This window comes from Facklamia miroungae (assembly GCF_012396555.1).
Lineage (GTDB): Bacteria > Bacillota > Bacilli > Lactobacillales > Aerococcaceae > Facklamia > Facklamia miroungae.
In genome coordinates, this window is sequence record NZ_JAAXPS010000003.1 from 217,750 (window position 1) to 230,104 (window position 12,355).

Sequence of the window (12,355 nt, forward strand, 5' to 3'; positions counted from 1 at the left end):
GGCTTATTATGAAAGAATTAGAGTATGCTGGTTTAAATACGACCCTGCGCCTCTATGAAGCTCAACTTCTCAGCCAATCAGACTATGAAACTTTATTACAAATGGATAGTGCGGATGAGGTTTTAGATTATTTGGGTAAGACAGCCTACTCAATACCTGAAGAGGTTCGTTTGAATAGAAATTTTGAGCCAATCATTCAACAGCGCTTAGTCCATGTTTATGAAGAGTTACTTGAAGCATCACCTGATAGGCGTATTATCGAAATATTCTCATTAAGATATACTTATCATAATTTGAAGCTTTTGATTAAAGAAAAGTACCTCGATGAAGATTTATCTCATTTATATATCCCAATTGGCAGTTTTTCCAAAGAAGAACTCGCCCAAGTGGTGTCTACTAAAGGACAAAATGAAGACCTTCATCCTGTTTTACAAGAGGCTGTTTATGACGCGATGACGGCGGTTGAAGACACAGGTGATACACATTCGATTGATGTCATTTTAGATACAGCCTATTTAAGACATATCAGATCTCATGCCGATGCATTGCAGCATGAAGAATTAAATCGTTTTGTAAAAATGAAGATTGATTTTCAAAACTTATTAACCTTTGTTCGTGCTTTTAAGCAAGGTCAAAGCACGTCATTTATATATACTTCACTCTCCAGTCAAGGAGCGGTGAGTCGTGATGATATTATTGAAAATTGGCGCGAAAAAGACTTAAATGGCTTAGTTGAGACGTATCAAACTGCAGAGTATATGATTAATCTCGATCCAGTATGGGATCAGTTACATGATGAAAAGGTTAACCCCGCTGAATTAAATACCTTGATTCAAAATGAATTCAGCCGTATTTTAAGGTCATTCTCATTTGATGCTTTTGGGCCAATGCCAGTGCTTACATATCTTTATTTCCTAGAAAAAGAAGGCGATAATGTGCGCCTCATTTTAACCGGAAAAGAGAATCACTTAGACAATCAACTAATTAAAGAAAGGATGCGACCAATTCATGGCATATAAAATAGCAGTTATCGGTAACCGTGATGTCGTATTGGCCTTTAAACTATTAGGTTTTGAAGTCTATCCTGCAAGTAGTGGCGAGGAAGCTAGAAAAATCCTACATCATTTAGCGGAAGAAAAAGTAGGGGTTGTATTATTAACGGAAAATCTAGCACAAGAAATTCCCGATACGATTAGTCACTTTGACACATTACCAACACCGGCAGTCATTTTGATTCCAACCCATCAAGGATCCTTGGGAATCGGCATGGCTAAAGTCAATGATAATGTCGAAAAAGCGATCGGACAGAATATATTATAAAAGGAGGAAAAAAATGACAACTGGAATTATTCAAGAAATTTCAGGACCTTTAGTTAAGGCTAAAGGGATGAAAGACTCCTCAATTCGTGAAATTGTTTTAGTTGGAGAAATGCAATTGACTGGTGAGATTATCGAAATGCACCAGGACGTTGCATCGATTCAAGTTTATGAAGAAACATCTGGTCTCAAACCGGGCGAGAGAGTGACCCCAACAGGAAACCCACTCTCAGTAGAATTAGGACCGGGTCTATTAACGAAGATGTTTGATGGAATTCAAAGACCATTAGAAGATTTCATGAAAAAAACAGAGAGTAATTTTTTAGTAAGAGGAAGTAATATTGACATCTTAGACCGTGACAAGGTGTGGCACTTTGAAGCACGTAAATCAATTGGGGACCACGTAGTAGCTGGTGATATTATTGGAGTCGTTCAAGAAACCAAAATTATCGAGCACCGCATTATGGTACCCGTCGGCATTGAAGGTACGATTAAGGCGATTGAATCGGGTTCTTTTAAAATTGAAGATACAGTCTGTGTAATTGAAACAGACAAGGGCGAACAAGAATTAAATATGATTCAAAAATGGCCGGTTCGTTTAGGACGTCCTTATAAAGCAAAGTCTACACCTAAAGCACCACTTAAAACGGGTCAACGAGTAATTGATACCTTTTTCCCAATCACTAAGGGTGGGGTTGCTGCCGTACCAGGTCCATTCGGTGCTGGTAAGACAGTTGTTCAGCACCAAATTGCTAAGTATGCAGATGTTGATGTGGTTGTTTACGTTGGATGTGGAGAACGTGGAAATGAGATGACGGATGTTATTAATGAGTTTCCAGAATTGATTGACCCGAAAACAGGGGAATCAATCATGCAACGTACGATATTAATTGCTAACACATCTAATATGCCGGTGGCAGCGCGTGAAGCTTCTATCTATACGGGTATCACAATCGCAGAATACTTCCGTGATATGGGATATTCTGTAGCCATCATGGCGGATTCTACCTCACGTTGGGCGGAAGCATTGCGTGAGATGTCTGGGCGTATGGAGGAAATGCCTGGAGACGAAGGATATCCGGCTTATCTTGGTTCGCGTATCGCGGAGTATTATGAACGTGCGGGATTGGTTCAAGTGCTTGGATCCGATGATCGTATTGGGTCTGTGTCTGCCATTGGAGCCGTTTCTCCTCCGGGTGGCGATACTTCAGAGCCGGTAACTCAAAATACCTTACGAATTGTAAAGGTGTTCTGGAGTTTAGATTCTAAGTTATCTCAACAGCGACATTTCCCAGCTATTAACTGGTTAGATTCTTACTCGCAATATTCAACCGATGTTCAAGCCTATAATGATGAACATATTGATCCAAGTTGGGGCGACAAAGTCCGTCATTGTTTAGCATTATTACAAGAAGAATCAAGTTTACAAGAGATTGTAAGGTTAGTCGGTCTAGACTCTCTTTCTGAGAAAGATAAATTAACGCTTGCTATTGCTGGTATGATTCGTGAAGACTTCCTACAACAAAACGCCTTTGATGATGTGGATACGACTACTTCAGAAGAAAAACAATTGAAATTATTGAATTTAATTATCAATTTTGAAACGGAAGCTAGAGAAGCTATGAAATTAGGAGCTTACTATAAAGAAATCATGGAAGGTACTCAAGAAGTGCGTGAACAGATCGCTCGGGCTAAATTTATTCCAGAGGAAGAGCTTGGCCGTTTAGATGAGATCGATAATCAAATTGTGGCATGTATGAAACAAGTACTTGAACAAGGAGGTGGAGCGAATGCTTAAGGAATATACGAATATATCTGACCTTTACGGTCCTTTGATGATTGTTGATGGCGTAGAAGATATAGCCTATGATGAATTAGTAGAAATCGAGCTCCACAATGGTGAAATTCGAATGGGACAAGTTCTCGAAGCCAAAGAAGGTAAAGCTGTTGTTCAAATCTATGGTGGAACAGCTTCGATGAGATTGTCCAACATTAAAGCGCGTTTTAAAGGAAAACCTCTAGAATTCGCTTTATCTGAAGATATCGTTGGGCGAATTTTCGATGGTATGGGAAATGTGATGGATGGCGGACCACAAATTATTCCTGAAAAATTTGCGGATATTAATGGTCAAGCGATCAATCCAATGGCACGTGACTATCCGGATGAATTTATTCAAACAGGCATTTCGACCATTGACCACTTGAACACTTTGGTTAGAGGACAAAAATTACCGGTATTCTCAGGTTCAGGTTTGCCACATAAAGAATTGGCTGCCCAAATTGCACGTCAAGCAACTGTTTTGAACTCAGATGAGAATTTTGCGGTTGTCTTTGCAGCCATGGGAATCACTTATGATGAGGCGGAATACTTCATGGATTCTTTCCGAGAAACAGGAGCGATCGACCGTTCAGTGATGTTCGTCAACTTAGCGAACGACCCGGCTATTGAACGTTTAGCAACACCAAAAATTGCTTTAACGGCGGCTGAATATTTAGCCTTTGAAAAAGATATGCACGTTTTAGTTATTATGACTGACATGACCAACTATTGTGAGGCTTTACGTGAAGTATCGGCTGCTCGTCGTGAGGTTCCAGGACGTCGTGGTTATCCAGGTTACTTATATACCAATTTATCAACGCTTTATGAACGTGCGGGACGCTTGGTCGGAGCGAAGGGATCAGTGACACAAATTCCAATCTTAACCATGCCAGAAGATGATATTACGCACCCAATTCCCGACTTAACAGGCTATATCACCGAAGGTCAAATTATCTTAGACCGTTCTTTAGATAATCAAGGAATCAAACCGCCGATCAATGTTCTGCCTTCCTTATCTCGTTTGAAAGATAAAGGAACCGGGGAAGGAAAAACAAGAGAAGACCATGCACCAACTATGAACCAATTGTTTGCAGCTTATGCAAAGGGTAAAGAAGCTAAAGAATTGGCTATCGTTCTTGGAGAATCGGCCCTTTCTGATGTTGATAAGCAGTATGTGAAGTTCACAGATGAATTTGAAAAACGCTATGTAAATCAAGGCTTTGACAAGAACCGTGATATCTTTGAATCATTGGATATTGCTTGGGACTTATTGAAGATTTTACCTAAGAGCGAGTTGAAACGGATCAAGGACCCAATGATCGAGCAATACTTACCGAAAGGAGAGTAATGCATTATGGCAAACGTATTAGGGGTAAAGCCGACCCGGATGGAACTATCTGCTTTGAAAAGCACCCATGCTTTGGCTAGTCGTGGGCATAAACTCCTAAAAGATAAGCAAGACGAGTTAATGCGTCACTTTATCGACTTGATTCGTAAAAACAACGAATTACGTGAACAAGTTGAAGCGGAACTCTCAGAAGCTTTGCAATCTTTTGTGATCGCAAAGTCTTTAATGAGTGATAACTTTATTGAAGAGATAGCAGCCATTTCAGGTCAAAAGATTGATCTTTCAATTAATTTAAAAAACATCATGAGCGTCAATGTGCCTCAAATGGATTTTAATCTAGAAGATGATATTGATGATGAGCCTTTACGTTATGGCTATTTAAACTCCAATGCGGAGTTGGATGAGGCTTTAGATGGCTTACGGAAGATTTTGCCTAAGTTACTGAAACTGGTTGAAATTGAAAAAACGTGTCAATTGTTAGCAGATGAAATTGAAAAAACAAGAAGACGTGTTAACGCTCTTGAATATCGAATGATTCCAGATACCCAAGAGACTATTAACTATATTTCAATGAAACTAGAAGAAAACGAACGGGCAAGTATTACCCGCATGATGAAAGTTAAAGATCTATAACAAAAAACGCCAATCTCTTTATAGAGGTTGGCATTTTTAATAGGTAATGCTAATGAATAAATTACATGTTTACGTTATGATAAACTTTTTGGACGTCTTCATCATCATCCAAGGCATCAATTAATTTTTCGAAGGTTTCAAGGTCTTCTTCATTCAGTTCAACTTCAGTTTGAGGAATCATCTCAGTTTCAGCCACTGAAAATTCAGAGACACCGAAGTTTTCCAACGTTTCCTTAATAGTACCATAATCGCCAGGTTGACCATAAATTACTACAGAATCTTCTTCAGTATAAACATCTTTGACATCGATATCGGCTTCTAGTAAGGCCATTGTTATAGCTTCTTCTTCTTGACCTTCAACCACAAAGACCGCAACATGATCAAACATATAAGAAACAGAACCCGCAACACCCATATTTCCCCCATTTTTATTGAAGGCCATACGGACATTGGCGGCAGTACGATTGACATTATTAGTTAAAGCATCCACTATGATCATTGAACCATTAGGTCCAAAACCTTCATACCGTAATTCTTGGAAGGTTTCATCAGCAGAACCTTTCGCTTTATCGATCGCTTTGTTGATGACATGGGTAGGCACATTATATGTTTTTGCACGATCAATAACAAATTTTAATTTTTGGTTAGTTTCCGGATCTGGGTCTCCTGATTTAGCTGCTGCATAAATCTCAATACCAAATTTTGCATAAATTCTAGAAGTTTGTTGATCGGTTTTCGCTTTCTTTTCACGAATATTCATCCATTTACGACCCATTTTTTTCACTTCACTTTCATTATAGTCTGTTTGTATTATAGCGAAAAATGTCACTTATTTATAGATTTTTTTTAGAATCAAGGTGCTTTCCTTATTTACTAATCAATCGTATGGAAATATAATATAAAAAAGCGGCTTATGAGCCGCTTTTAGAAATGAAACTTAATTTTTTGGATACATTTCATTGATGCGAGCTTGAATGGCTTTATCATTGACAAATTCTTCGAAAGTTGAATTGATTCGGTCAAAAGCGCCATTTGGAGTAATTTCAATCACACGATTGACAGTGGTGTTTAAGACTTCGTAGTCATGTGAAGCAATTAAGATAGCTGATTTAAATTTGACTAAACCATCATTTAAAGCTGTAATGGACTCAAGGTCTAAGTGATTGGTCGGTTGATCCATGACTAAAACATTAGCTTTGGATAGCATCATCTTCGATAAGAGGCAACGCACTTTTTCGCCACCGGATAGAACATTGACTGGTTTTAAGACATCGTCACCGGTGAAGAGCATTCTTCCTAAGAAAGAACGTAAAAAGGTATTATCACTTTCTTCCTTAGAAGCATATTGTCTCAGCCAATCGAGGATAGATAGTTCGACACCATCGAATTCATCACCTGAATTACGCGGTAGATAGGTTTGAGAGGTAGTCACGCCCCATTCATAGCTACCCTTATCTGCTTCAAGATTGCCCATGAGTATCTCAAAGAAGGCAGAAATGGCATTATCATTACGTGACACAAAAGCAACCTTATCATCCCGATTTAGGGTAAAAGTGATGTTATCAAATAAGACTTCGCCGTCAGTCGACTTAGAAAGACCATTCACACTGAGTAAGTCATTTCCAATTTCTCGCTCTGGTGAAAAGCCCACGAAAGGATAACGACGACTGGATGGTTGTATATCATCTAAAGTAATTTTTTCTAATAATTTTTTCCTTGAAGTTGCTTGTTTTGATTTTGAAGCGTTAGCAGAGAAACGAGCAATAAAGTTTTGTAACTCTTTAATTTGTTCTTCTTTTTTTGCGTTTTGATCAGCTTGCATTTTTGCAGCCAATTGACTGGATTGTAACCAAAAATCATAGTTACCGACATAGATTTTAATTTTCCCAAAGTCAACATCGGCCATGTGGGTACAAACGGTATTTAGAAAGTGACGATCGTGAGAAACAACAATCACAGTATTAGGGAAATCCATGATAAAGTTACTCAACCAATCGATGGCTTGAGCATCTAAACCGTTGGTCGGCTCGTCCAAAAGTAAGTTATCTGGTTTACCAAAAAGAGCTTGGGCAAGTAGAACTTTGATTTTATCTGCTTCAATTAATTCACTCATCTTGGCTGTGTGTTGTTCAGTTGGAATGCCTAAACCTTGTAACATATTCGAAGCTTCAGATTCTGCTTCCCAACCACCCATTTCCGCAAAAAGACCTTCTAATTCACCCGCTCGAACGCCATCTTCATCAGAAAAATCAGGCTTCATATAAATCGCATCTTTTTCTTTTTTAACCTCATATAGCTCTTTGTGTCCCATCATTACGGTTTCAATTACTTCATAGTCTTCGAATCCGTAATGGTTTTGGTTGAGGACGGCGAGTCTTTCATTGGGGTCCATCGATACATTCCCTGTGGTAGGTGTAATTTCACCGGATAAGATTTTTAAAAAAGTTGATTTACCAGCACCATTAGCTCCTATCACGCCGTAGCAGTTGCCGGGGGTAAAGTTAATATTTACCTCATCAAATAATTTTCGATCTGGGAATTGTAAACTAACATTTGATACATTGATCACAAACATAACCTCCATCATAGATTCATAGACATACGCCTTCATTCTAGCATGTTCAGCCCTAAAAAGCATTAAGAATTATTGGATAAAACGACTAAGGACACTTAAATAGTTAAATAAAAAAACCCTGTCAGTCTAATTGACAGAGTTTAAAAATTATAGGCTACGTAACCAGTCTAAGAAACGTTTAAATAAAGAAGTTTCTTCTGTTTTAACGGACTTAGGTTCATTTTCTTTATCAGGATTTAGTTTGCTAAGTCGGAGTCTTCTGCCTTGTTTTTCCTTTGCTAAACGTTCATCTAGATCTTTTTGACGTTGGGTTGCACGTTCGATTAATATTTCTTGCGAGTTAATTTTTTTATCATCAATTATAATTGGACGGATATAATCACCATTTACTTGAAGTTCGCGTGCCTTCATATTATCAGCTAATTGAAGCTCTAGATAATCAATAATATCAGCTTCAATATCTTTATCTAAAATTGGAAATTCAATTTCTACGCGTTTGATCATGTTTCGTGTCATCATGTCAGCCGAAGAAAGGAAGAGATGGTTATCCCCATTATGGTTGAAATAATAAATTCGAGAGTGTTCTAAGAACCTTCCAACAATTGAACGAACGCGAATATTATCGGAAATACCAGGGATGCCCGGTTTCAAACAACAGATCCCTCGAACGATTAGGTCAATTGAGATGCCTGCTTGACTGGCTTCATAAAGTTTATGAATGAGCGGCACATCTGTTAGCGAATTCATTTTGGCAATGATACGCCCATTACCATATTGCTTTTGAAAGACAATTTCTTCATCAATGTAATCCATTAGAGAGTCGCGAATAGCAAAGGGTGAAACGTGTAAGTGTTTATAATCAGGCAAATTCGAATAACCGCTTAAATAATTAAAGAAGTGAGTGGCATCATCAATAAGCCCAGGATGGGTTGTGAAAAGGCCCATGTCAGTATAAATTTTGGCCGTTTTATCATTATAATTTCCTGTTCCTAAATGTAGATAAGGTTGAATTTTATTGTTTTCTTTGCGGATAACAAGCGAAATTTTTGAGTGTGTTTTTAATTCGCTCACTCCATAAAGGACATGACAACCCGCTTCTTCTAATTCTTTGGCCCAATACACATTATTTTCTTCATCGAAGCGAGCTTTTAATTCAACTAAGACAGTGACTTCTTTACCATTCTCAGCCGCCGTTTTCAAAGCAGAGATGATCGGTGAATTTTTGGATACTCGGTAGAGCGTTTGTTTGATCGCAATTGTGTGCGGGTCTTGAGCTGCAAAGGCGATTAAGTTAACCACAGGATCAAATGAATCGTAGGGGTGGTGAAGGAAAATATCATGATCTTTAACTTGAGTATATAAATCTTCACCTAAATGCTTCGGATTAAGGAAAGGCACATGCTCTTCAAATAAGAATTGAGGGGCCGACTTCCCGATTTCTTCTCTTAGTTTAAACAGGAAAGTTAAGTCTAATGGACCATCAATTAGATAGACAGCATTGTCTTCTAAATCAAAAACTTCTTGTAAGTAAGATAATTGATTTTCAGAAAAATTCATTAGTCGGGACTTGTCAATTTCAACACGAACAGCCATGCCATTTTTTCTTTGTTTAACGTAATCTTCGATTAAAACAAGTAAATCGGAAGCACCATCTTCAACAATTGAAAAATCGGCATTGCGCGTGATTCTAAATGGATAAGCAGCAACAACTTCATATCCTTCAAAAATATCATCCAGATGATGAATAATAATATCTTCTACTAAGATAATTGAGTTAATCTGTCCCTCGATGACAAAATAACGGTCAATCAATTGTGGAATAGGAACAATTGCACGAAGTTCCTGACCATCTTTTTTCAGTTTGACCATAATGTTTATGACTTTATTGACCAGATGTGGGAAGGGCCGATAGGCATCAATACCTAAGGGCGAAAGGGTAGGTAGTAAGAGCGTTTTGAAATAATATTCCATTTCAGCCCGTTCAGTAGTGGATAATTCGTCGATTGATTTCATTTGATAGCCGGTATTAGCTAGCAGCGGCATTAATTCATGATAACGCTTATATTGTTTATCGACGTTGCGGTGATTACGTTGACTAATATTTTCTAATAATTCCTTGGGTGTTTGACAGGTTTTATTCTCAGAGATTGCAACATGCGCTAAATATTGATCATAAACGCCTGAGACCCTGACCATAAAAAATTCATCAAGATTCGAAGAGGCAATGGCTAAGAAGTTCATTTGTTCCAGTAAAGGATTAGTCATATCATAAGCATTGTCGATACAACGCAAATTAAAATCTAACCAAGACAGTTCTCGATTAAAATAATAGTCTGGATTATCAAATTGACTACTGTTTTCACTAGAATCAGAACTTTGCTTTACTTTTTGAGCAACGATGTTTTTTTTCTTTTTTTTGGTCTCAGACATTTTCTCAGTTCTCCTCTCAATTCTTATTAAGCATCTAAATCGACATATTTCAGTTTTAAGGACCCATTCAAGCTGCGAGCAATATGTTTAGAATGGCGCTCGGCTCGATATTGTTCAGCCACTACAGGGCCGTGATGATAGAGTGTTAATAGATAATCTTTTTTCTTTTTTTCAAGTTTGACTTTTTTGATCGGGGAGGTTTTTGAGTCGTTTAAGGCTTGGCTAAATTTTAGGATGCCTCCTAGTGATTGCAATTCTTTCATGTCATTTTCACTAAACCAATCGACGAAGGGTTGGCAATATTGATAGAGTAATGATTTATTGCGATAACTACTCAATAGAGCTAAACGAACACGATCACGGTGAGAGAACCCTGCTAAGTCCATATTCGATAAGAGATAAAATGTAGTCTGGGAGTCTGCTTCTTGCGAAATAAATTGACCACATTTATAGAGGTAACTAGCCATTTCAAGTTCAACTTGTTGAGCATAAGAATAATTCAATTGACTCAAATCAGTGAGCTGTTTATAGAGGTCGATAGCTATCTTACTCCTGACCTCGGCAACTTTTGGATGGACTTTAAAATCACGGCATAATTTGGCCACGCTTCGCACATGGATATGCTCAGGATCGATTGGCTGGTCGAAATGATCGTTTAAGTAGTATGTAATGATACCTTCTCTAAGACCCTGTCTAGAAATATATAAAGTTGGGGCATCAACCACTTGATAAAGCTCTATCAGGGCTAAATTGGCAGGGATAATAATATCGGTTCGATCAGAACTTAAGCCGTCAATATCTTGCATATCCTGATAATTAGTTGTTTGAAAAAGATCGAGTGTAGTTTCTAAGTTTATTTCTGATAGTCGGTAGCCATGCAGACCTGCAATGGGGTAACGCTGTAAACGTTGATGAACTTGAGCAATATTACGAGCAGATCCTCCCACTGCGACAATAGGATATTCGATTTTTTTTAACCATGAGAGTGATTTGAAGGCTTTTTGAAGGTAGCGTCGGGTTTTTTCAATGGCTACGGCATCATTATGTTCTTTACCTGCGAAAAATTTCTCTTTAAGGCTCACAACTCCAAAAGGAAAGGAGTGATAATGCTTAATTTCTTTGTTTTCTGATAGAGTAATCTCACAAGAGCCACCCCCCAAGTCAATTGTTACCATATTACGGTTTGGCAAGGAGTGTGAAATGGCATATTGACCAAGTGAAGCCTCTTCTTTTTCGGACAAGATCCGGATTTCGATACCAGTTTCATCTAAAACGCGTTGGATAATGGTCTCTTGATTTGCAGATTGACGAATGGCTGCCGTAGCAAAGACAATCAATTCTTCAATTTCGTGTGCTCTGGCTGCGTAATTAAAGCTGGCGAGTGTTTCGGTTAGTTTTTGAATTCCTTGGTCGGCCATGACAATTTGCTCGTGATCATCGTTTATTAAATATTGAGATAAACGAGCTGCAACCTTGAGGTTCGTAATTTCATGAATTTCAAAGTGGCTATCAATCCCATAGATGACCATGCGGATTGTATTTGAGCCGATATCGATTAATCCTACTTTATTGGAATACATTCATTTCCACCTATCTATTTTGACTTAGTAACTTATTAGCATTATTGATTGCTAAGGATCTCTTCAATTGCTTGAACAAGCTCAGAAGAGTGCCTAACAATCTTTCCATTTAATTTGATAAGACCTACTGTATAGAGGTTTACGTAGGGAAACTGTGACTCAGCAACATCTTTGAGTGCTTCAATTTTTTGAGGATTATCTGCCCCTTGCTGTCTCGTATCGGAAAAGAGACCAATAATTGGAATGCCTGCTTGATAAGCAATACCAATTTCACTAGCTACTCCAGGATCGATGATTTGACCATCAAGAACGGCTACTAAAAGATCACTTTCTAATACAGCTTCCGTATCCAAACGAGCAATCATTTTTGAATCAGCATAAGCTTGTTTATCATTGATTTCAGCTTGCTCTTGTGGGAGGAAGATATCTAATTCAGGCATGGCTTGACGTAATTCATTAGCAACTTTTTGATTAAAGGCTAGTTCCATTTCATTAAAGAGGGGGCTAGCAAAATATAATTTAGTCATTGAATGATCCTTTCAAAAAATGATAGTAGTGAACATCTCTAAATAGAACGGACACAAATCTATTATAGTAAATTTTTCCTGTTTCGTGTATTAATTCATTAGATTCTTTTAGATTAATTATAAAAA

General features: G+C 38.0%; 10 protein-coding genes. 5 read left to right on the forward strand and 5 right to left on the reverse strand.

Features of this window, described 5'->3' with window-relative positions; genetic code table 11:
* Positions 1 to 8 precede the first annotated feature (8 nt).
* The 5 genes from HF969_RS04715 to HF969_RS04735 are packed head-to-tail and all read left to right on the forward strand — an operon-like array spanning position 9 to position 5,117.
* Positions 9 to 1,019 carry a V-type ATPase subunit gene (locus tag HF969_RS04715; protein ID WP_090289479.1) on the forward strand — a complete coding sequence of 337 codons (1,011 nt, stop codon included), beginning with the start codon at positions 9 to 11 and terminating at the stop codon, positions 1,017 to 1,019.
* A complete protein-coding gene (locus HF969_RS04720; protein ID WP_090289478.1) occupies positions 1,009 to 1,320 on the forward strand; it encodes a V-type ATP synthase subunit F in 312 nt (103 codons plus the stop codon). Before HF969_RS04715 ends, HF969_RS04720 begins: the two co-directional genes overlap by 11 nt.
* A gap of 13 nt (positions 1,321 to 1,333) precedes the next feature.
* The gene (locus HF969_RS04725) at positions 1,334 to 3,115 is read left to right on the forward strand and encodes a V-type ATP synthase subunit A (RefSeq protein WP_090289477.1); all 1,782 of its coding nucleotides are present in this window, start codon (positions 1,334 to 1,336) and stop codon (positions 3,113 to 3,115) included.
* Positions 3,108 to 4,484 (forward strand): V-type ATP synthase subunit B, encoded by a 1,377-nt coding sequence (locus HF969_RS04730; protein ID WP_090289476.1) that lies wholly within the window; start codon positions 3,108 to 3,110, stop codon positions 4,482 to 4,484. Before HF969_RS04725 ends, HF969_RS04730 begins: the two co-directional genes overlap by 8 nt.
* A gap of 6 nt (positions 4,485 to 4,490) precedes the next feature.
* Positions 4,491 to 5,117: a V-type ATP synthase subunit D gene (locus HF969_RS04735; RefSeq protein ID WP_090289475.1), complete on the forward strand. Its 627-nt coding sequence runs from the start codon at positions 4,491 to 4,493 to the stop codon at positions 5,115 to 5,117.
* A gap of 61 nt (positions 5,118 to 5,178) precedes the next feature.
* Here the strand turns inward: HF969_RS04735 and HF969_RS04740 are convergent, their stop codons facing one another.
* From HF969_RS04740 to HF969_RS04760, 5 genes are all read right to left on the reverse strand, one after another.
* Positions 5,179 to 5,892 (reverse strand): YebC/PmpR family DNA-binding transcriptional regulator, encoded by a 714-nt coding sequence (locus tag HF969_RS04740; RefSeq protein WP_090289691.1) that lies wholly within the window; start codon positions 5,890 to 5,892, stop codon positions 5,179 to 5,181.
* Positions 5,893 to 6,054: 162 nt separating this feature from the next.
* Complete coding sequence (locus HF969_RS04745; RefSeq protein ID WP_090289474.1) at positions 6,055 to 7,686, reverse strand: ABC-F family ATP-binding cassette domain-containing protein; 1,632 nt, start codon at positions 7,684 to 7,686, stop codon at positions 6,055 to 6,057.
* A 153-nt stretch (positions 7,687 to 7,839) separates the two neighbouring features.
* Positions 7,840 to 10,122, reverse strand: coding sequence for an RNA degradosome polyphosphate kinase (locus HF969_RS04750; protein ID WP_090289473.1), 2,283 nt, complete (start codon positions 10,120 to 10,122; stop codon positions 7,840 to 7,842).
* A gap of 26 nt (positions 10,123 to 10,148) precedes the next feature.
* Positions 10,149 to 11,702, reverse strand: coding sequence for a Ppx/GppA family phosphatase (locus tag HF969_RS04755; RefSeq protein WP_090289472.1), 1,554 nt, complete (start codon positions 11,700 to 11,702; stop codon positions 10,149 to 10,151).
* 41 nt (positions 11,703 to 11,743) lie between these two features.
* The gene (locus HF969_RS04760) at positions 11,744 to 12,229 is read right to left on the reverse strand and encodes a nucleoside 2-deoxyribosyltransferase (protein WP_090289471.1); all 486 of its coding nucleotides are present in this window, start codon (positions 12,227 to 12,229) and stop codon (positions 11,744 to 11,746) included.
* Between the last annotated feature and the right edge of the window lie 126 nt (positions 12,230 to 12,355).